Below are 18,472 nucleotides of genomic sequence, written 5' to 3'. Positions count from 1 at the left end.
AGGCTTCGGTCGAGTGACTATGCGCCCTGGTAGTGACCTGGGTCACTATTGCGTACATTTCGTTCATCGCCGTTCTCACCGGCGCCACCCCGCCACAGTGCGAGATCCATGACCCTGCGAACCCCCTGAACTGGTGAAAGTGGAAACCCTGACGACGATCACCGCGAGGCTCGGGCGATGGAGCCTCGCGCGGCAGATGCTCGTGCTCCAGATCGTCGTCGTCGGGATCACGGTGGCGGGCGGCACCCTGCTCGCCTTCTTCCACGTGCGCCAGCTGCTGGACGACGAGGCGGGCAGGACCACCAGCGCCGTGGCGATCAGCGTGGCCGCCTCCCCCGCCGTGCTCGCCGCCCTGGACGACCCCGACCCCTCGGTGGCGCTCCAGCCGTACGCGGAGCGGGTCCGCCTTTCCGCCGGGCTGGACTTCATCACGATCATGAGCAGGGAGGGCCGCAGGTACACCCACCCGAACCGGCTGCAGATCGGCGGGCGCTTCCTCGGCAACACCGCCCCCGCCCTCGCGGGGCACACCTTCACCGAGACCTACACCGGCACGCTCGGCCCCTCGGTGCGCGCGGTCACGCCCGTACTCGACGCGGCCGGCGACGTGCGGGCGCTGGTCAGCGCGGGCATCACCATCGACAAGATCAGCGCGCAGCTACGGGAGCAGATCGCGGCGGCCGTGCTCACCGGGCTGCTCGGCCTGACGGCGGGCACCGCGGGCACGTACCTGGTGGGCACGCGCCTGCGCCGCCAGACGCACGGCCTGCGCTCGGCCGAGCTGAGCCGCATCTACGAGCACCACAACGCGATCCTGCACGCGGTCCGCGAGGGGCTGCTCCTCGTGGACGGCGAGCACCGGCTGACGCTCGCCAACGACGGCGCGCGCGAGCTGCTCGGCCTGCCCGGCGACGCGGAGGGGCGGCACGTCACCGAGCTCGGGCTCCCGTCCTCGCTGGCCGGGCTGCTCTCCTCCGGCGAGGACCGCGCCGACGAGATCCACCTGACCCACGACCGGGTGCTGGTGGTGAGCGCCTCCGCGGTGCGTTCCGGCGCCCGGCCGCTCGGCACCGTGGTGACGCTGCGCGACCACACCGAGCTGCAGGCGCTCACCGGCCAGCTCGACGCCGAGCGCGGCTTCGCCGAGTCGCTGCGCTCCGCCGCCCACGAGGCGGCCAACCGGCTGCACACGGTCGTCACGCTGGTCGAGCTGGGCCGCGCCGAGCAGGCGGTGTCCTTCGCCACGGCCGAGCTGAGGGCCGCCCAGCAGCTCACCGACCGGGTGGTCGGCGCGGTGCGCGAGCCCGTGATCGCGGCACTGCTCCTCGGCAAGACCGCCGACGCCGCCGAGCGTGGCGTCGAGCTCTCCCTCAGCCCGGACAGCGAGCTGGACGACGTCCCCCTCGACGGCCGCGACCTGGTGACCATCCTCGGCAACCTCATCGACAACGCGGCCGAGGCCGCCATGACCGCCCCGCCGCCCGCCCGCGTGCGCGTCCACCTGCGCGCTGAGGACGGCACGTTCCTGATCCGCGTCGCCGACAGCGGGCCGGGCGTCGGCGCGGAGACCGCCAAGGACGTCTTCCGGCGGGGATGGACGACCAAGGGCGACGGCCGGGGTCTCGGGCTGGCCATGACCGGCCAGGCGGTGCGCCGCCTCGGCGGCACGATCGAGGTCACGCACGGCGGCGAGGGGGCGGTGTTCACCGTGCGGCTCCCGCTCCCGGACGGCCGCGCGCCCTCGGCGCCGCCGGAGGATGAGGGGGCGCGGCCGTGATCTCGGTTCTGATCGTCGAGGACGAGGAGCTCACCGCCGAGGCCAACCGCCTCTACGTGGAGCGGATGGAGGGCTTCGAGGTCGCCGGGGTGGCGCGCTCGGGCGGCGAGGCCCTGCGCTTCCTCCGGCGCAGGCCGGCCGATCTGGTGCTCCTGGACCTCTACCTGCCGGACATGCACGGGCTGGACGTGTGCCGGGCGCTGCGGGCGGCGGGCGTCTTCTGCGACGTCATCGCCGTCACCTCCGCGCGCGACCTGTCGGTGGTGCGGTCGGCGGTGTCGGTGGGGGTCGTGCAGTACCTGCTCAAGCCGTTCACCTTCGCCGTGCTGAGCGAGAAGCTCAGGCGGTACGCGGAGTTCCGGTCGTCCGTCGGCGGGTCAGGGGAGGTCAGCGGCCAGGGAGAGGTGGACCGGGCGCTGTCCGCCCTCAGGGGCACCACCCTCGGCCCCCTGCCCAAGGGGATGACGGGGCCCACCCTGGAGGCCGTGGCGGGCGAGCTGCGCAAGTCCCCCGGCGGGGTGTCGGCCCAGGCCGTCGGCTCGGCGATCGGCGTCTCGCGCGTGACGGCCCGGCGCTACCTGGAGCATCTCGTCGACACCGGGGGCGTGCGCAGGGTGCCGCAGTACGGCGGGCTCGGGCGTCCCGAGCTGCTCTACCAGATCGTCTGAGCCGGGCCGCGCTCCTGGACGTCGCCGCCGGGCCGACAGGTGGCACGGCGGCGACGATGCGCGTGAAGGACGACCCAGGCCTTCGGTCAGGAGCCGGCGAGCGCCTTGCTCACCGCGTTCGGACCGTCGTACTCCTTCTCGGGGAGCCGCTTCAGGGCTTCCATCGCCTGCTTGTCGGCACCCTGCCGCTTGCCGTGCTCCAGAAGCTGATCCTTCGTCGCGGGGTAGTCAACCCCGGACAGAAACTTCTGAACGTGGATGAAGTCCACCTGCGTCATGTTTCCTCCTTTGTCGCAAGGTGGTTCCTGTCCCACCTCAGACGCGGAGAAACCGGTCATTCCACCTCAGAGAAGCCGGACGCGCGAGTCTTTGCATCCCGATCACGATCACTCCAGGGGACTTCACAGCCGGGCTTACTCCCGACCGGAATCCTAGTTCGGGACAAACCAGGCCAAATGCGAGACGCTACGAGGAACGCCGGCTGGAAGCGGACGGAGGTTCGGCAGGCGGCACCCCGGACGATTCCCGAGCAATGTTCTGTAGCAGGCCAGGGGCCATGTCCCCTCCATCCCTCGCCAAACCAGGTCATCCAAGGAATTTTCCTGAACTCCCCGTCATGTAGCTCTTCCTGGAGAATCACAGGTCAATCACATCGACTGTGACAGTCATCATGAAAGCAATAGTGACACTGGCATATGACACCAATGGATACCGTCACTAGGCACGGCGGGGGTTATCCGTAATTCTCCTCCTAGCGATCGAGCGCTGAGAGGGGTGTGGGACATGATCGACAGATATGAGATCTATTGCCTAGCCGATCCACTGTTTTACGACACCCTTGACAACCAGCGCACGAAGCACCCTGACTTTCCCCTGGCGAGTAGGGACGTGCCGGCCGGGTGGGAGCACCGGGCGACCGACACCTGGCTGCACTACGGCCCGAAGGACCGTTCGCTACCCCTCCAGGGCTGGAAGATTCACGTCTCCTCCTGCCTGGAGGACGCCGAGAAGGCGCTGGACGCGGTCTGGGACTACTGCGTGGACCGCCGGCTGAGCTTCAAGTTCCTCCGGGGCCCGCGCGTCGTCATGATGCTCAACTCCAAGTACGCCGACCGGGGAAGCAGCGGCAAGCTGGTCACGATCTACCCGGGCGACGAGGACGAGCTCGAGCTCGTGGTCAAGGAGCTGGACGAGCTGCTGCACGGCGTCCGGGGCCCGTACATCCTCAGCGACCTGCGCATCGGGGACGGCCCCCTCTTCGTGCGGTACGGCGGCTTCGCCGAGCGTTACTGCCTGACGGGCAACCGCGAGCGGGTCCTCGCCATCGCGGACGCCGACGGCGTCCTGGTGCCCGACCGGCGGGGGCCGGCGTTCTCGCCCCCGTCATGGGTCACCCTGCCGGCCTTCCTCGCGCCCCACCTGGCCGCGCGCAACGCGGTCACCACCACGGACCTGCCGTACAAGATCGAGGAAGTGCTGCACTTCTCCAACGGCGGCGGCGTCTACAAGGCGCGGGACACCCGTACCGGCGGCCAGGTCGTGCTCAAGGAGGCCAGGCCGCACGCCGGGCTCGACGCGGCCGGCCGCGACGCGGTCACCCGCCTGCGGCACGAGGCCGAGATCCTGCGGCGGCTCGAAGGCCTGGACGTCGTCCCCGCCCTGCACGACTACTTCACCCTCGGCGACCACGAGTTCCTCGTCCAGGAGTTCGTGGACGGGACCACGCTGAGCCAGGAGTCGGTCCACAGGCACCCGCTGACCCGCGCGGTCATCACCCCCGAGGACGCCGCCGAGTACACCGAGTGGACGCTCGGCATGCTGGCCCGCGTCGAGCGGGCGGTGGACGCGCTGCACGGGCGCGGGGTCGTCTTCGGAGACCTGCACCCCTTCAACGTGCTGGTCGAGGGCGAGCGCGTCGTGCTGATCGACTTCGAGGTCGCGAGCCTGGCCGAGAACAGGGCGCGCCCGACCCTGGCCCACCCCGGCTTCTGCCCGCCCGCCGACCGGCTCGGCGTGGAGGCGGACCGTTACGCCCTGGCCTGCATGCGGCTCAACCTGTTCGCCCCGATGTCGACGGTGCTGATCCCCCTGCACCGGGCCAAGGTGACCCACCTCGCCAAGCTGGTGCGCGACACCTTCCCGGTCCCCCCCGCCTACGTGGACGAGGCCGTACGGACCATCCTGGGCAAGGACACCGAGACGGAGCGGGGAGCGGCGGGCCTGCGGGCGATGCGCGAGCTCCCCCTGCCAGGCACGGCCCCCTGGACCTCGGTCAGGGACGCGGCGTGCCGGGCCATCCTGGCCTCCGCGACCCCGGAGCGGCCCGACCGCCTGTTCCCCGGCGACGCGGCGCAGTTCCAGCCCGGCGGCGGGCTCAACCTGGCCGGCGGCGCGGCGGGCGTGCTGTACGCGCTGGCCGCGACCGATGCCGGGCGGTTCCCCGAGCACGAGGCGTGGCTCCGCGAGCGCGCCATGGCCCCCGAGCCCGGCACCGGCCTCGGCTTCTACGACGGCCTGCACGGCGTGGCCTACGCCTTCGAGGCGCTCGGCCGCCGGCAGGACGCCCTGGACCTGGCCGCCCTGTGCCTGCGGGAGAAGTGGGACCAGCTCGGCCAGAGCCTGTACGCGGGCCTCGCCGGCATCGGGCTCAACCTGCTCCACCTGGCCCGGGTGACCGGGGAGCGCGACCTCGAACGGACGGCGCTCACCGTCGCCGACATGGTGGCCGGCCGGCTCGGCGCCGTCGACAGCGTGCCCGAGGTCAGCGGAGGGACCAACCCGCACGCCGGGCTGATGCGCGGCTCGTCCGGTCCCGCGCTGCTGTTCCTGCGGGCGTACGAGGCCACGGGCGACGCCGCGCTGCTGGAGCACGCGAGCGTCGCGCTGCGTCAGGACCTGCGCCGCTGCACCCGCCGCGAGGACGGGCAGCTCCAGGTCCAGCAGGGCTGGCGGACCAATCCGTACCTGGACGAGGGCTCGGCCGGCATCGGGCTGGTCCTGCGCCAGTACCTCGCGCACCGCGAGGACGAGGACTTCCGGCGGGCTCTTGAGGACATCGGCCCGGTCGCGACCCTGGACTACTACGTGCAGTCGGGCCTGTTCGCTGGCCGGGCCGGCATGATCGCGGCTCTCGGCACGGGGCTGCGGCCCGGCGTCGGCCGCGACGCGCCCGAGGTGGCCGACCAGATCGCCCGCCTCGGCTGGCACGCCATGCCGTACGGCGGCGGGCTCGCCTTCCCCGGCAACCAGCTTCTCCGGCTCTCGATGGACCTCGCCACCGGCACCGCCGGAGTGGTCCTCGCGCTGGGCACCGTGCTGCACGACCGGCCGGTGGCCCTGCCCCTGATCTCCCCGCCCGGCATTCCCGCCGGGACGGCGGACCCGACGAGCGACGGAAGGAGGTGACTTACATGGCGCTTCTGGACCTTCAGGAGATGGAGATCCCGGGTGGCGGCCACGGCGGCGGCGGTGGCAGCAACCTCAGCCTCTTGGGGTGCACCCCCCACGAGAACAGCAGCCTCAGCATCCTCTGCGGCAACTGATCACCCGGCAACTCCAAACGAAAGGGCGTAACCGAAATGGCGCTTCTCGACCTGCAGGAGATGGAACTCCCCGGCGGCGGCCACGGCGGCGGCGGTGGCAGCAACCTCAGCCTCCTGGGGTGCACCCCCCACGAGAACAGCAGCCTCAGCCTGCTCTGCGGCAACTGACACATCGCCTGGAGCGGCCCTGTCCGGCCGCTCCAGGCCTGTTCATTCCCGGATCCCTCGGAAGGAAAACCTGCGATGTCGGACGCCCAGGCGCCAGGCGGCCAGGTGGACCGGACGGCGGACCGGCTTCTGTTCGAAGTGCTGCGCCGCAGTGGCCGCTGGCCCGCGGTGTACGCCGTGACCGCGCTGGCCGGCGCCGTGGTCGAGCTTCTGCTCCCCGGCGCGCTGGGCCGCGCGGTCGACCTGCTCGTCACTCCCGGCGCCGGCATCGCCGACGCCCTCCTGGTCTGCGTGGCGCTCGTCGTCACGGTGGTCGCGTGCGACGCCGTGGCGGTCCTCGCGGCAGGATCCGGCGGCGCGCAGGCCGCCCGCTGGCTTCGGGAGCGCGTCGTGCGGCACGTGCTGGCCGCCGGTCCCGCGATCTCGCGGCGCCTCCCGGCCGGCGACCTGGTCACCAGGGCGGGAGCCAACACCGAGGAGGTGGGGGCCGCCCCCGAGGCGCTGATCACGGCCGTGGCCCTGCTCGTGCCGGCGGCCGGGTCCCTCGTCGCCCTCGCGCTCATCGACCCCTGGCTCGCCGTGGCGTTCTCCGTCGGGCTCGCCCTCATCGGGGTGGTCCTGCGCGCGTTTCTGCGGGAGGCGACGGCCGTCGCGACGGGCTACCAGGAGGCGCAGAGCGACATCGCCTCCCGGCTGATCGACGCGCTGTCCGGCGCGCGCACCATCGCCGCCGCGGGGACCGAGGACCTGGAGACCGAGCGCGTGCTGAAGCCGCTGCCGCGCCTGCGCGCCCACGGCCTCGCCCTGTGGCGCGTCAACGCCCGCGCCGGCGTCCAGGCGGCCATCGTCGTCCCGCTGCTGGAGACGGCGGTGATCGGGGTGGGCGGCCTCAGGCTGGCAGCGGGCGAGCTGAGCGTCGGGGAGCTGTTCGCGGCGGCGCGGTACGCGGTGCTCGGCGCGGGCATCGGCTCCGCGCTCGGCTACCTCAACAGGCTCGGACGCGCCCGCTCGGCGGCCCGGCGCGTCCGTCACGTGCTCGACCAGCCCGCCATGGCGTACGGCCCCGACGACCTGCCCGGTGACCACCACCTCTCCGAGCCGGGCGACGGGCACAGGGACGGGCACGGCGACAGGCACGGCGCGCCGGATCCGGACGTGCCGCGGGCCGGACGCGGGCACGGGCCGTGCGGGCGGCTGGAGCTGCGGGATGTCACCGTGAGCGTGGACGGCAGGCCCGTGCTGCGCGGCATCGACCTCGTGGTGCCCGGGGGCGCGGCGATGGCCGTGGTCGGCAGGTCGGGAAGCGGCAAGTCCCTTCTCGCCGCCGTCGCCGGGCGGCTGGCCGACCCCGACGGCGGCGAGGTGCTGCTGGACGGGGTGCCGCTGCCCCGCCTCGGCCGCGCGGCGCTGCGCCGCGCCGTCGGGTACGCGTTCGAGCGGCCGGTCCTCTTCGGTGCCACGCTGGCCGAGGCGATCGCGGTCGGACGCGCGCCGCACGTGGCGAGGAGCGCCGCCGTGGCCGCGGCGGCCGACCCGTTCATCCGCAAGCTCCCCCGCTCGTACGACACGCTGGTCGGCGAGGCCCCCATGTCGGGAGGCGAGAGGCAGCGCGTCGGGCTGGCCAGGGCGTTCGCGCACGGCGGGCGGCTGCTCATCCTCGACGACGCCACCTCCAGCCTGGACACCGTCACCGAGTACCAGGTGGCCAGGGCGCTCACCGAGGAGCTCCGTGACCGCACGCGGCTGATCGTCGCCCACCGGGCCGCGACGGCGGCGCGCGCCGACCTGGTCGTCTGGCTGGAGGACGGGCGGATCCGGGGACGGGGCCCGCACGAGGTCCTGTGGCGCGACCCCGCCTACCGCGCGGTCTTCCAGGTCGCGGAGCGGTGATGGCGGTCCGCGACCTGCTGTGGGAGGCGCTGCGGCGGCGGCCACGCCACCTGGTCCGGCTGCTGGCGTGGTCGTTCGCCGAGGCGGCGCCGTCGTTCGCCTCCGGCCAGGCCATCGCGCACGCGCTGGACGACGGGTTCGCCGCGGGCCGTCCGATGACCGGCCTCGGCTGGCTGGCGATGCTGGCCGCCGCCTGGCTGGCGGCGGCGGTCGGCGCGCGGCAGGTGCTCCTGTCGATCGCCGCCGTCGTCGAGCCGTTCCGCGACACGCTGCTGCGGCGGGTGGTCGGGGGCACGCTGCACCGGGCGGCCACCTCGGGCGCGGGGCCGGACAGCGCCGCCGTGGCACGGCTCAACCGCCAGGTGGAGCTCGCCAGGGACTCCTTCGGCGCCGTGATCGCCGTGGTCAGGTCGTTCCTGTTCTCGGTGGTGGGGGTGGTGCTCGGGGTGCTGACGTTGATGGGCGCCGTGCTGCCCCTGGTGATCCTGCCCCTGGTGGCCGGGCTGGCGCTCTTCCTGATGTCCCTGCCTGCCATGGCGAGGCTCCAGCGGGAGCTCATCCTGGCCGAGGAGCGCACCTCGGCGTCGGTGGCCGCCATGGTGGACGGCCTGCGTGACGTCACCGCCTGCGGGGCCGAGGAGCGCGTGGCCGCCGGCGTCGGCCGGGATGTGGACCACCAGGCCCGCACGAGCCGGTCGCTCGCCCGGCTCACCGCCGCCCGGACGCTCTCGCTGGCCGTGGGCGGGTGGCTGCCCATCCTGATGGTGCTGGCGGCCACGCCCTCCCTGGTCCGCGACGGCGCGACGGCCGGCGTCATCCTCGGCACGCTGACGTACGTGGCGCAGTCGCTGACGCCCGCGCTCGGCAGCCTCGTGCAGGGCGTCGGGGTCAACGGCGTGCGCCTGGTGGTGGCGCTCGAACGCATCGTCCAGACCAGCGCGCGGCCCGCGGCGGCGGCGCCGGGCTCCGCGAAGCTGCCGAGGGGCGTGCTGCTGCGGCTGCGCGGGGTGACGTTCGCGTACGGCCCGCGCGCCGACCCGGTGATCTCCGACCTGGACCTCGCCGTGCGGGACGGCGACCATCTCGCCGTCGTCGGCCCGAGCGGCATCGGCAAGTCCACGGTGGCCGCGCTGGTCGCCGGGATCCTCCGGCCGCGCTCCGGGCGGATCCTCATCGGCGGGGTCCCCGTCGGGAACCTCGACCGGGCCGACCTGTGCCGGGCCCGCGTCCTCATCCCGCAGGAGGCGTACGTCTTCCGCGGCACGCTGGGCGAGAACCTGACGTACCTGGCGGACGAGCCCTCGGAGTCGGAGATCGACAAGGCGGTGGACGCGGTCGGCATGACCGATCTGGCGCGCAGGCTGGGCGGCTACGCGGCCGAGGTCGACCCGTCCGAGCTGTCGTCGGGGGAACGCCAGCTCATCGCCCTGACCAGGGCCTACCTGTCCCCCGCCAGGCTGGTCCTGCTCGACGAGGCGACCTGCCACCTGGACCCGGCCGCCGAGGCCAGGGCCGAGGAGGCGTTCGCGGGCCGCGACGGGACGCTCATCGTCATCGCCCACCGCCTCACCTCGGCGCTGCGCGCGCGGCGGGTGCTGGTCATGGACGGCACGCGGGCCCAGGTGGGCACGCACGAGGAGATGGTCGCGGCCTCGCCGCTCTACCGGGACCTGATGGGCCGCTGGGAATCCCCGGTCACCACCGAGGCCTGACCGGAAGCCACACCCATCCGGAGAGCAAAAATCGGACATTCGGCCTAAAATAGCCTTATATCACCTTACGTGGGGGTACGTGGGTAATAACGCCGGTTGTGCCTTCCTATTCGGCGACGCAGGCGAGCCCTGCTGGAACGGAGGACAACAAGGTGAGCACACAGATGAACGAGACGCCGGGGCGCTCGTCCGACGTCGGAGCCGTACGCACCGGATCGCAGCGCGGTAACGCTGAACTCGTGAGCGAGCGGGGCAGGACGACGATCGCCGACACCGTGGTGGCGAAGATCGCGGGGATGGCGGCCCGGGAGGTGTCCGGGGTGTACGCGCTGGGCGCCGGGATGTCACGGGCGCTGGGCGTCGTGCGCGAGCGCCTGACCGGGGGAAGCGGGGGTGTCGCCCAGGGGGTCGCGGTCGAGGTGGGCGAGCGCCAGGCGGCGATCGACCTCGACGTGATCGTGGAGTACGGGGTGTCGATCCCGGACCTGGCGGCGGGCATCCGGCACAACGTGATCGACGCGGTGGAGGGCATGTGCGGCCTGGAGGTCACCGAGGTCAACATCAACGTCGACGACCTTCACCTGCCCGGCGACGAGGCGGCCGAGCCGGAGGAGGCCCGCGTCCGATGACCCCGCAGGCCGGTGCCGGGGACGCGCCCGGGACGGCGCGTCCGGAGACGGGCGCCCGGGGGACGCGGGGAGCCAGCGGGGGCGCCAGGCCGCCCGAGGAGCGACTGGCGGACCGCGTCGCCCGGGCGGTGACGAACTGCCCGGACGTCGCCTCCCTCGCAGGGGGCCCGGTGGCCACCTACCTCTCCGGCCGCACCGTGCCCGGGGTGGCCGTCCGCGAGACCGAGGTGGAGGTCGCCGTGGTCGTCCGGTACGGGCGCCCGCTCGCCGAGATCGCCGCCGAGGTGCGCGACGCCGTCGGGCCGCTGGCGCCCGGGTTGCCCATCCACGTGCGCATCACCGACATCGGCGAGCCCGGGACACCCGGAGAGGACCCGCGACCCGGCGCCCGGAAGGACACCGGAGAACGCGAGAACATCGGCCCGACCGCGCACGACGCGGCCTCCCCCGGGGGGCCGGGAGACACCCCGGAGTCCCCGTGAGCGGCGCCGCCGGACCCGGCGAGTGCCTCTGCGCAGTGGAAGGTGAGCGATATGGATGAGACCCGCTTCTGGCCGGCGATCGGCCTGCTGTTCGGCACCGCGCTCGGGTTCGCCGTGGTGGTCGGCGGCCTGACCGCGTTCCTCATCGTGCTGGTCCTCGGCGTAATCGGGTTCCTGGTCGGCCGCGCGCTGACCGGCGAGCTCGACATGAGCGGACTGCTGGGCGGCCGGAGACGTCAGTGAACACCGGAACCCACGCTCCCGGCGTGCCGCCGGCGGAGGCCCGCGGGCGCACCGAGATCTCCGACCGGGTGCTGGAGCGCGTCGCCGCCCTCGCGGTGACCGAGGTGGACCAGGTCGGCGGGACCGCGCCCCGGCTGCTCAACGTGCCTCTTGGGCGCGGCACGACCGGCACGACCCCGAAGGTCAGCGCCCACGCCGACGGGCGTCTCGCGATCGTGAAGGTGACGCTGTCTGTGACCTACCCCGCGCCGATCCTGCAGGTCGTCCACCGCGTCCGCGACCACGTGATGGCGCGCGTCCGCGAGCTGACCGGCCTGGACGCCCGGCAGGTCGACATCGACGTCGCCCGGCTCGTCCACCCGGCGGAGCAGGAAAGGCACGTGCTGTGACCTCGCCAGAGCTCCACCACGACGCCGGCCAGGGTCCCGGAACCGATCCGCTGACCCCGCCGCCGGACGAGCGGGCCCAGCGGCGGGCCGCGACCCGCGAGTTCCGTCCCCGCCGGACGGTGGCGGCGGCCGTGACCGCGCTGCTGCTGGCCGCCGCCGCCCTGGTGACCTTCGTCGGAGCGGTGGCGGCGCTGGCGCGCGGGCGTGCCCAGGTGCCGCCCCTGACCTGGCTCGGCCCGATCGGCCGGGCCCACTGGAGTGACCCGGCGGCCCTCACCACGGCGGCGGTCGCCTGCGTGCTCGGGATCTGGCTCCTGATCCTGGCGCTGACCCCCGGACGTCCCCGGGCGATCCCGATCGCGTCGGAGGATCCGCGGACGGTCACCGGCATCACCCGTACCGGGCTGAGCCGCCACCTCGCGACCGTCGCGGCGAAGGTGGACGGCGTGTCGCGCGCGCGGGTGCGCCTGCGCCGTAACCGCGTGCACGTGACGGCCTCGACCCCGCTCCGCGACGCGAGCGGGCTTCCCGACCAGGTCACGCAGGCCGTGGTGGAGCGCCTGGAGGAGCTGCGACCGCTGAGGCCGGTGCGCGTCCGCGTCACCGTGCGCCAGAGAGGGGACTGAGCCCGTGAGCCACCACCACCACACCGGCCGCGTCAACCACGTGGGCCTATTCATCGTGGGCCTCGTCCTCCTGCTGGCCGGGGTCGCCGCGCTCGCACGAGGTCTCGGCGTGCGCCTTCTCGGGCCGCGCCACGATCAGGTGGTGTCCCCGCCGGTCGCCGCGTACGCCGCCGGGCACGGGTGGTTCTGGCCCGCTCTGGCCGTGCTCGCGCTGGTGGTCGAGCTGCTGGCCCTGCGCTGGCTCCTGCTCCAGGGTCGCTTGGACGGCATCCGGTACCTCAGCCTGGAACCCGACCCCGGTCACGGTGCCACGCACCTGTCCGCGCGGGCCGCCGCGAGCGCGCTGGAGGACGACATCGAGGAGAGCATGCGCGAGGCGCGGCCGGCGCGGGAGCAGGGCGCGGCGCGCGGCCAGAGGGTGCGTGCCACCCTCGGAGGCGCCCCCGCCGAGCCGAGGCTCGCGCTGGCCGTCGTCCTTCCCGACGAGGCCGATCCCGCCGTCGCGCGGCACGGCGTCCACCTGGCGGTGACCCGGCTGCGTGAGTCGCTGGAGACCGAGCGCCTTCCCGCCACCGTGCGAATGCACGCGATCCGCACCCATTTCTAGTTTTTCCTCAAGCGCCATGCCCGGCCGCCGGGGACCTTTGGCCGCGTGTACGGCCTGACCAGCCAGGAAATGCTGATAAATACGACATATCGTCGAATTGGATGGAGGGGGTGTCATGGGCGCGCACGCGCGTGAAATGACGCGAACGCCGCTGCAAATGGCCGCGTTCGTCTTGGGAATCGTCTTCCTCCTGATAGGAATCCTCGGCTTCATTCCCGGCATCACGACCGACTACGGCGCCATGAGGTTCGCCGGGCACTACTCGAACGCGCATCTCCTCGGCCTGTTCCAGGTGTCGGTCCTGCACAACATCGTCCACCTGCTCTTCGGCATCGCCGGCGTCACGCTCGCGCGCACGTGGAACGGGGCCCGCAACTTCCTCATCTGGGGCGGCGTCATCTACCTGCTGCTGTGGATCTACGGCCTGCTGGTGGGCCGCAACAGCGCCGCCAACTTCATCCCGCTCAACACCGCCGACGACTGGCTGCACTTCCTGCTGGGCATCGTCATGATCGGCCTCGGCGTCGTGCTGTCGCGCCGCGCATCGCGCCCGGGCAGGGGCTCGTTCCCCATCTAGCACGCGCCGCGTGCGCCTCCACCGGGCCCCGCGCCTCGCGGCCGGGGCCCGGTCGCGTCTGTCGTGGATGGTGCTCTGAACCACCAGCTTGCTCCCCCTTTGCCGGTTTTCTGGTGACATGGAGGGCGGGGGGACGCGATGCTACAGATCATCGGAGCCGGTTTCGGCCGGACGGGGACGATGTCGCTGCGGGCCGCGCTGCGGAGGCTCGGCATCACGCCGTGCTACCACTTCACGGAGCTGCTCACCCATCCCGAGCATCTCCCCCACTGGATCTCCGCGGCGGGCGGCACGCCGGGCGCGTGGCGCTCACCGCTGGAGGGGTACGCGGCGACCACGGACTGGCCGTGCGTGGCGTTCTGGCGTGAGCTGTTCGAGGCGAACCCCCAGGCGAAGGTGATCCTCACCAGCAGGGACGCCGACACCTGGTACGAGTCCATGGCGACGACCATCTTCAGGGTCATCACCGAGAGCGTCCCCGAACCCCCGGAGAGGTTCCGATCGCTCCCGGACGGCGAGCGCCTGGCCGAGTTCGCCCGCGCGATCGTGGCCGGCCGCTCCTTCGGGGGCGACATAGCGGACCGGGAGCACGTCATGGCCTGCTTCGAGCGGCACAACGCGGAGGTCAGGGAGGTCGTCCCGCGCGAACGGCTGCTGGACTACCAGGTGAGCCGGGGCTGGGAGCCGCTCTGCGACTTCCTCGAAGTGCCCGTGCCCGCCGAGCCCTTCCCGCGCCTCAACGACCGCGCGGCCTTCCCCCCGGACCTCCCAACCCGCTGACCGGTCGCGCTTCGTACCACTTGACCTGCGTCAACGTCCGGCCATGATCGATGCCGCCCTCTTGCCGAGGCGCACCGAAGTCTGATGTCGTGGCGATCGGGGGGAATGCCATGCTTCGCATCATCGGGGCCGGCCTCGGCCGTACGGGGACGATGACACTCAAGACGGCCCTGTGCCGGCTCGGGTTCGGGCCGTGCTACCACTTCACCGAGGTGTTCGCCCATCCTCGGCACCTGCACGACTGGGCCGCGGCGGCGGAAGGGACACCGGACGCCTGGCGAAGGCCGCTCAAGGGATACGTCGCGTCCACCGACTGGCCGGGCGTGGCGTTCTGGCGCGAGCTGGTGGAGGCCTCCCCGGAGGCCAAGGTGATCCTCACCACCCGGGACGCCGCCAGGTGGTACGAATCGGTGAACCGCACCGTCTTCGCGGCCATGGCCGGGAAGTTCCCCGAGGCCGTGGAGAGGCACAAGACGTTCGAGGCCGCCGACCAGCTGACCGCCTTCGGCCGCGCGGGGGTCGTCGGCCGCAGCTTCCAGGGAAGCATCGACGACCGCGACCACGTCATCGCCTGCTACGAGCGCCACAACGCGGAGGTCCGCGAGAAGGTCGCCCCCGGACGCCTGCTGGACTACACGGTGAGCCAGGGCTGGGAACCGCTGTGCGGCTTCCTCGGCGTACCCGTCCCCGACGAGCCCTTCCCCCACCTCAACGAGCAGGAGACCTTCGCCGCCACCCTCCTCGAACCCCCACGATAGGGCCGGCCGCACGGGCCAACCGTCAGCGACGGTTCTTCCGTTCATTCGTCCCATCGCAGCCTGGTCCAAACCCCCGCGGTCAAGGCTCCTGACCCGAGTGGCCGCGACCGGTGAGTCGGACGGCAGGGATTCAGTCGGCGCTCGGCAGGGGCCGGGCTGCTCGTCTGCTGACCAGCAGCAACGAGCCGACGGCGGCGAGCATCCCGACGGCGATGACCAGCACGAGGGCCTGGAAGCCGAACCCGCCGGCCACCAGACCGAACAGCGGGGGGCCGAGCAGCGATCCGAGGCTGCCCGACTGGGCGACCACGCCGTTGCCGACGTCGGCGTGGTCGAGGCGCTCCAGCACCAGAGGGAGGGCGGCGAAGACGAGGGCCCCCAGGAACCCGTTCCCCATAGAGATGACCCCCGCGCCGGCCAGCGCGGCGGCCAGCGAACCGTCGCCGGCATACGTGAGCCAGGCGGCCGGCACGACGAGGAGTCCGAACAGCGCCAAGACGCCGACCGGCGCGCCTCGGCGGAGCAGAACTCCCACGGCCAGGCCGCCGAGCACGCCGAGCAGCGAGATCACCGAGGTCATGGTGCCTGCGGCGGCGGCCGAACGTCCGTGCTGCTCGATGAGGAGCGTGGGCAGGAGCACGATCACCGGAATGGTCACCGACTCGCTGCTTCGTCCCGTCCTGTGGCGGCAGGAGCCCGGCACTTCGGTACAGCTGGTCGCGCTCGGCCTGGCCGGGCGACCAGGGTGGCTCAGGATCTTGGGCGGGTTCGGCTCCCTTCTCGCGCTTCGCTGTTCGCCGGCAGGCCCGCGAGCGTGAGACGCTCAGAGGGAGTCCAGCCAGCCGATCAGCCGGGCTCCTTCCCGCGCCATGATCTCCGGATCCCGCAGCGCGTTGGTCAGCAGCGACATCCCCTGGTACGCCCCCACCAGCGTCAGCGCGAGCCCGTCCGGCTCGGGCAGGCCCATCTCCCGGAACTGGCGTTCCACCCAGTCCAGCAGCAGGCGGATGACGTTGCCGGCCTCCGCGTCCAGCCCGCCTTCCGCGCGCTTGTCCAGTTCCGCGGCGAGCGTCCCGGTGGGGCAGCCGAAGCGTGCCGCGAGGTCACGCTGCCCAACCCAGCCGTCCACGAGGCTCTTGAGGCGCTCACGCGGGTCCGGCCGCCGGTCCAGCTCGCCGGTGATGACCGCCAGTTGGCGCGAGTGCTCGGCGAGCGCGGCCGCGATCAGGTCGTCCTTGGTCTTGAAGTAGTAGTAGACGTTGCCCGCCGGAACGTCGGCTGTGTGCGCGATGTCGGCGATGGTGGTGCGCTCGACCCCCTGCTGGTGCACCACCTGCGCGGCGGCGGCCATCAGGCGCTGTCGCTTGGCGCCGGCGGTCTTCATCCTCGAATTCTGTGAGTTAGTCACCCAACTAACTATAGGCGGCGAGACGTGCTACCGTTCTTCTCAGTCAGTCAACTCACTAACTCGTAGGAGATCACCATGTTCGTCGTCACGGGCGCCACGGGCAACGTCGGCCGGACCCTGGTGCGGCTGCTCGCCGGGGCGGGCGAGCGGGTGACCGCCGTCGCCCGCAGCATCACCGAGGCCGACGTCCCGGCGGGTGTGCGCGTGGTCGCCGCCGACCTGGGCGACGCCGAGAGCCTGCGCCCGGCCCTGGAGGGGGCGGAGGCGGTGTTCCTCCTGGTCGCCGGGGAGGATCCGCAGGGGATCGCGGGAGCGGCCAAGGTGGCGGGCGTCCGAAGGCTCGTCCTGCTGTCCAGCCAGGGCGCCGGGACCCGGCCGCAGGCCTACCGGCACGCCGGCCAGTTCGAGGCGGCCGTGCGCGAGTCGGGCCTGGAGTGGACCGTCCTGCGCTCCGGCGGCCTGGCCACCAACACCTATGCCTGGGCCGAGCCCATCCGCCTCCACCGCACCGCCGCCGCCCCCTTCGGCGACGTCGGCCTGCCCTTCGTCGACCCCGACGACGTCGCCGCCGTCGGCGCCGCCGTCCTGCGCGAGGACGGGCACCAGGGCGCCACCTACACCCTGACCGGACCTGCGGCGACCACCCCACGTGCGCGCGCGGCGGCGATCGCCGAGGCGCTCGGGGAGCCCGTCCGCTTCGTCGAGCAAACCCGGCAGGAGGCCCACGCGCAGATGGCACAGTTCATGCCGCTGCCCGTGGTCGAGGGAACCCTGGCCATCCTGGGCGAGCCCACCGCCGAGGAGCGGCGCGTCAGCTCCGACGTGGAGCGAGTCCTGGGCCGCGCCCCGCACGCCTTCGGCGAGTGGGCCGCACGCAACATCGCAGCCTTCCGGTGAGCACGGCCTTCCTGTCCGAGCCGCGCGTGGCCTCCCTGACCACTCTGCGGCCGGATGGCTCGCCGCACGTCGTGGCCGTCCGCTTCACCTGGGACGGCCGGGCGGCCCTGGCCCGCGTCCTGACCGTCGCCGCCTCGCGCAAGGCACGCAACCTGGTCGCCCGCCCGGGCAACCGTGCCGCGCTCTGCCAGGTGGACGGCTTCCGCTGGGCAACGCTCGAAGGCACCGCCACCCTCTCCGACGACCCCCACCGCGTCGCCGAAGCCGTCCGCCGTTACACCGCGCGGTACGGCACGCCACCGCCCGATCCGCCCGGCCGGGTCGTGATCGAGATCGCGGTGGACCGCGTGACCACCCTCAACCTCTGAAACGGAGCTATGCCATGCCTGTCCAGCAGATCCTCGACTCCACGATGTTCTACCGCGACCTCGGCACCGGATCGCCGATGGTCTTCCTGCACGGCAACCCGACCTCCTCCCATCTGTGGCGGCACATCCTGCCCGCGATCGGCTCGGGCCGCCGCCTGGCCCCGGACCTGATCGGCATGGGGCAGTCGGGCAAACCCGCCATCGACTACACCTTCGCCGATCATGCGCGCTACCTGGATGCCTGGTTCGATGCCCTGGACCTGGACGAGGTGACCCTCGTCGGCCATGACTGGGGCGGTGCGCTCGCCTTCGACTGGGCCACGCGACACCCGGACCGGGTGCGCGGGATCGCCTTCACCGAGACCATCGTCAAGCCGATGTCCTGGGAGGAGTTCCCCGAAGGCGGTCGCGAACTGTTCCGGGCGATCAAGACTCCAGGCGCCGGGGAGACCATGATCCTCGACGACGACGCCTTCCTGCAGGGCCTGCCAGGCACCGTCGCCACGCCGATCGCCGAGGAGGACCTGGCGGTCTACACCCGGCCGTACCCCACCAGGGAGAGCCGCCTGCCGCTGCTGAGGTGGGCACGCTCCATGCCGCTCGGCGGCGAACCCGCCGACGTCGTGGCCAGGGTCGCGGCGTACGACCGGTGGCTGGCCGGCAGCGTCGAGGTACCCAAGCTGCTGATCACCTTCCGGCCAGGCCCCGGCACAATGATGACCCCCGACATGATCGCCTGGTGCGCCGAGCACATGGCCGGTCTGGAAATCACGCGGCACGACGGCGTCGCCGGCCACCACACTCCGGAGGACCAGCCCCAGGCGATCGCGGCGGCCGTCGAGCGCTGGGCGGCCAAGCTCTGAGTCGACCTCACGCGGGCGTGGGCGCGCCCGGGTCGCCGCCCAGGGTGAGGACATCGTGCCCCTGGTCGGCGCCCCGGCCATGGACCAC

22 protein-coding genes are annotated in these 18,472 nt (G+C 72.7%); 19 read left to right on the top strand and 3 right to left on the bottom strand.

Going from position 1 to position 18,472, the window contains the following annotated elements; genetic code table 11:
• Positions 1–139 precede the first annotated feature (139 nt).
• Both OG589_RS03830 and OG589_RS03825 read left to right on the top strand, forming a co-directional pair.
• Positions 140–1,777, top strand: a complete 1,638-nt coding sequence (locus OG589_RS03830; RefSeq protein WP_405146202.1) for an ATP-binding protein — start codon at positions 140–142, stop codon at positions 1,775–1,777.
• Positions 1,774–2,445: a response regulator gene (locus OG589_RS03825; RefSeq protein WP_405146201.1), complete on the top strand. Its 672-nt coding sequence runs from the start codon at positions 1,774–1,776 to the stop codon at positions 2,443–2,445. Before OG589_RS03830 ends, OG589_RS03825 begins: the two co-directional genes overlap by 4 nt.
• Positions 2,446–2,531: 86 nt before the next feature.
• Here OG589_RS03825 and OG589_RS03820 read toward each other — a convergent pair whose 3' ends face one another.
• Positions 2,532–2,723 (bottom strand): DUF2795 domain-containing protein, encoded by a 192-nt coding sequence (locus tag OG589_RS03820; RefSeq protein WP_405146199.1) that lies wholly within the window; start codon positions 2,721–2,723, stop codon positions 2,532–2,534.
• 505 nt (positions 2,724–3,228) lie between these two features.
• Between OG589_RS03820 and lanKC the strand changes: the two genes are divergently transcribed.
• The 14 genes from lanKC (at position 3,229) to OG589_RS03750 (ending at position 14,848) form a co-directional block, all read left to right on the top strand.
• A complete protein-coding gene (lanKC, locus tag OG589_RS03815; protein WP_405146197.1) occupies positions 3,229–5,850 on the top strand; it encodes a class III lanthionine synthetase LanKC in 2,622 nt (873 codons plus the stop codon).
• A 5-nt stretch (positions 5,851–5,855) separates the two neighbouring features.
• Positions 5,856–5,987, top strand: coding sequence for a SapB/AmfS family lanthipeptide (locus OG589_RS03810; RefSeq protein WP_358553676.1), 132 nt, complete (start codon positions 5,856–5,858; stop codon positions 5,985–5,987).
• 36 nt (positions 5,988–6,023) lie between these two features.
• Positions 6,024–6,155: a SapB/AmfS family lanthipeptide gene (locus tag OG589_RS03805; RefSeq protein ID WP_405146194.1), complete on the top strand. Its 132-nt coding sequence runs from the start codon at positions 6,024–6,026 to the stop codon at positions 6,153–6,155.
• A 75-nt stretch (positions 6,156–6,230) separates the two neighbouring features.
• Positions 6,231–8,045, top strand: a complete 1,815-nt coding sequence (locus tag OG589_RS03800; RefSeq protein ID WP_405146192.1) for an ABC transporter ATP-binding protein — start codon at positions 6,231–6,233, stop codon at positions 8,043–8,045.
• A complete protein-coding gene (locus tag OG589_RS03795) occupies positions 8,045–9,757 on the top strand; it encodes an ATP-binding cassette domain-containing protein (protein ID WP_405146190.1) in 1,713 nt (570 codons plus the stop codon). Before OG589_RS03800 ends, OG589_RS03795 begins: the two co-directional genes overlap by 1 nt.
• A gap of 164 nt (positions 9,758–9,921) precedes the next feature.
• Complete coding sequence (locus OG589_RS03790; RefSeq protein ID WP_405151952.1) at positions 9,922–10,386, top strand: Asp23/Gls24 family envelope stress response protein; 465 nt, start codon at positions 9,922–9,924, stop codon at positions 10,384–10,386.
• Positions 10,383–10,868, top strand: a complete 486-nt coding sequence (locus tag OG589_RS03785) for a hypothetical protein (RefSeq protein ID WP_405146188.1) — start codon at positions 10,383–10,385, stop codon at positions 10,866–10,868. Before OG589_RS03790 ends, OG589_RS03785 begins: the two co-directional genes overlap by 4 nt.
• 51 nt (positions 10,869–10,919) lie before the next feature.
• The gene (locus OG589_RS03780; protein WP_405146187.1) at positions 10,920–11,111 is read left to right on the top strand and encodes a hypothetical protein; all 192 of its coding nucleotides are present in this window, start codon (positions 10,920–10,922) and stop codon (positions 11,109–11,111) included.
• On the top strand, positions 11,108–11,500 hold the full coding sequence (locus tag OG589_RS03775; RefSeq protein ID WP_405146185.1) for an Asp23/Gls24 family envelope stress response protein: 393 nt from the start codon (positions 11,108–11,110) through the stop codon (positions 11,498–11,500). Before OG589_RS03780 ends, OG589_RS03775 begins: the two co-directional genes overlap by 4 nt.
• Entirely contained in the window at positions 11,497–12,126 is a 630-nt protein-coding gene (locus tag OG589_RS03770) for a DUF6286 domain-containing protein (RefSeq protein WP_405146183.1), read from the top strand. The genes OG589_RS03775 and OG589_RS03770 overlap by 4 nt, the downstream gene beginning before the upstream one ends.
• 4 nt (positions 12,127–12,130) lie before the next feature.
• Complete coding sequence (locus OG589_RS03765; protein WP_405146181.1) at positions 12,131–12,733, top strand: alkaline shock response membrane anchor protein AmaP; 603 nt, start codon at positions 12,131–12,133, stop codon at positions 12,731–12,733.
• A gap of 157 nt (positions 12,734–12,890) precedes the next feature.
• Positions 12,891–13,310 carry a DUF4383 domain-containing protein gene (locus OG589_RS03760; protein ID WP_405146179.1) on the top strand — a complete coding sequence of 140 codons (420 nt, stop codon included), beginning with the start codon at positions 12,891–12,893 and terminating at the stop codon, positions 13,308–13,310.
• 138 nt (positions 13,311–13,448) lie between these two features.
• The gene (locus OG589_RS03755) at positions 13,449–14,090 is read left to right on the top strand and encodes a sulfotransferase family protein (RefSeq protein WP_405146177.1); all 642 of its coding nucleotides are present in this window, start codon (positions 13,449–13,451) and stop codon (positions 14,088–14,090) included.
• A 110-nt stretch (positions 14,091–14,200) separates the two neighbouring features.
• Complete coding sequence (locus tag OG589_RS03750; protein ID WP_405146175.1) at positions 14,201–14,848, top strand: sulfotransferase family protein; 648 nt, start codon at positions 14,201–14,203, stop codon at positions 14,846–14,848.
• Positions 14,849–14,978: 130 nt separating this feature from the next.
• On the opposite strand, the gene OG589_RS03745 is transcribed toward OG589_RS03750, so the two are convergent.
• The gene (locus tag OG589_RS03745; protein WP_405146173.1) at positions 14,979–15,506 is read right to left on the bottom strand and encodes an MFS transporter; all 528 of its coding nucleotides are present in this window, start codon (positions 15,504–15,506) and stop codon (positions 14,979–14,981) included.
• A gap of 165 nt (positions 15,507–15,671) precedes the next feature.
• Positions 15,672–16,232, bottom strand: a complete 561-nt coding sequence (locus OG589_RS03740) for a TetR/AcrR family transcriptional regulator (protein WP_405146171.1) — start codon at positions 16,230–16,232, stop codon at positions 15,672–15,674.
• A gap of 99 nt (positions 16,233–16,331) precedes the next feature.
• Here OG589_RS03740 and OG589_RS03735 point away from each other — a divergent pair, with 99 nt between their 5' ends.
• Genes OG589_RS03735 through OG589_RS03725 form a run of 3 tightly spaced genes read left to right on the top strand, consistent with a single transcriptional unit; the run spans position 16,332 to position 18,384 of the window.
• Positions 16,332–17,153 carry an SDR family oxidoreductase gene (locus tag OG589_RS03735; RefSeq protein ID WP_405146170.1) on the top strand — a complete coding sequence of 274 codons (822 nt, stop codon included), beginning with the start codon at positions 16,332–16,334 and terminating at the stop codon, positions 17,151–17,153.
• Entirely contained in the window at positions 17,150–17,521 is a 372-nt protein-coding gene (locus OG589_RS03730; protein ID WP_405146168.1) for a pyridoxamine 5'-phosphate oxidase family protein, read from the top strand. Before OG589_RS03735 ends, OG589_RS03730 begins: the two co-directional genes overlap by 4 nt.
• A gap of 14 nt (positions 17,522–17,535) precedes the next feature.
• Positions 17,536–18,384 carry a haloalkane dehalogenase gene (locus OG589_RS03725; protein WP_405146166.1) on the top strand — a complete coding sequence of 283 codons (849 nt, stop codon included), beginning with the start codon at positions 17,536–17,538 and terminating at the stop codon, positions 18,382–18,384.
• The last annotated feature ends 88 nt before the right edge of the window (positions 18,385–18,472 follow it).

The organism is Sphaerisporangium sp. NBC_01403 (assembly GCF_045040145.1).
GTDB classification, from domain to species: Bacteria; Actinomycetota; Actinomycetes; order Streptosporangiales; family Streptosporangiaceae; genus Sphaerisporangium; species Sphaerisporangium viridialbum.
This window is presented reverse-complemented; position numbering and strand designations above follow the sequence as displayed.

Excerpts from the sequence above, each read along its gene's own strand:
- OG589_RS03820 (WP_405146199.1), bottom strand. The coding sequence starts at position 2,723 with ATGACGCAGGTGGACTTCATCCACGTTCAGAAGTTTCTGTCCGGGGTT.
- lanKC (WP_405146197.1), top strand. The coding sequence starts at position 3,229 with ATGATCGACAGATATGAGATCTATTGCCTAGCCGATCCACTGTTTTAC.
- OG589_RS03810 (WP_358553676.1), top strand. The coding sequence starts at position 5,856 with ATGGCGCTTCTGGACCTTCAGGAGATGGAGATCCCGGGTGGCGGCCAC.
- OG589_RS03805 (WP_405146194.1), top strand. The coding sequence starts at position 6,024 with ATGGCGCTTCTCGACCTGCAGGAGATGGAACTCCCCGGCGGCGGCCAC.
- OG589_RS03800 (WP_405146192.1), top strand. The coding sequence starts at position 6,231 with ATGTCGGACGCCCAGGCGCCAGGCGGCCAGGTGGACCGGACGGCGGAC.
- OG589_RS03795 (WP_405146190.1), top strand. The coding sequence starts at position 8,045 with ATGGCGGTCCGCGACCTGCTGTGGGAGGCGCTGCGGCGGCGGCCACGC.
- OG589_RS03790 (WP_405151952.1), top strand. The coding sequence starts at position 9,922 with ATGAACGAGACGCCGGGGCGCTCGTCCGACGTCGGAGCCGTACGCACC.
- OG589_RS03785 (WP_405146188.1), top strand. The coding sequence starts at position 10,383 with ATGACCCCGCAGGCCGGTGCCGGGGACGCGCCCGGGACGGCGCGTCCG.
- OG589_RS03780 (WP_405146187.1), top strand. The coding sequence starts at position 10,920 with ATGGATGAGACCCGCTTCTGGCCGGCGATCGGCCTGCTGTTCGGCACC.
- OG589_RS03760 (WP_405146179.1), top strand. The coding sequence starts at position 12,891 with ATGGCCGCGTTCGTCTTGGGAATCGTCTTCCTCCTGATAGGAATCCTC.
- OG589_RS03755 (WP_405146177.1), top strand. The coding sequence starts at position 13,449 with ATGCTACAGATCATCGGAGCCGGTTTCGGCCGGACGGGGACGATGTCG.
- OG589_RS03750 (WP_405146175.1), top strand. The coding sequence starts at position 14,201 with ATGCTTCGCATCATCGGGGCCGGCCTCGGCCGTACGGGGACGATGACA.
- OG589_RS03740 (WP_405146171.1), bottom strand. The coding sequence starts at position 16,232 with ATGAAGACCGCCGGCGCCAAGCGACAGCGCCTGATGGCCGCCGCCGCG.
- OG589_RS03735 (WP_405146170.1), top strand. The coding sequence starts at position 16,332 with ATGTTCGTCGTCACGGGCGCCACGGGCAACGTCGGCCGGACCCTGGTG.
- OG589_RS03725 (WP_405146166.1), top strand. The coding sequence starts at position 17,536 with ATGCCTGTCCAGCAGATCCTCGACTCCACGATGTTCTACCGCGACCTC.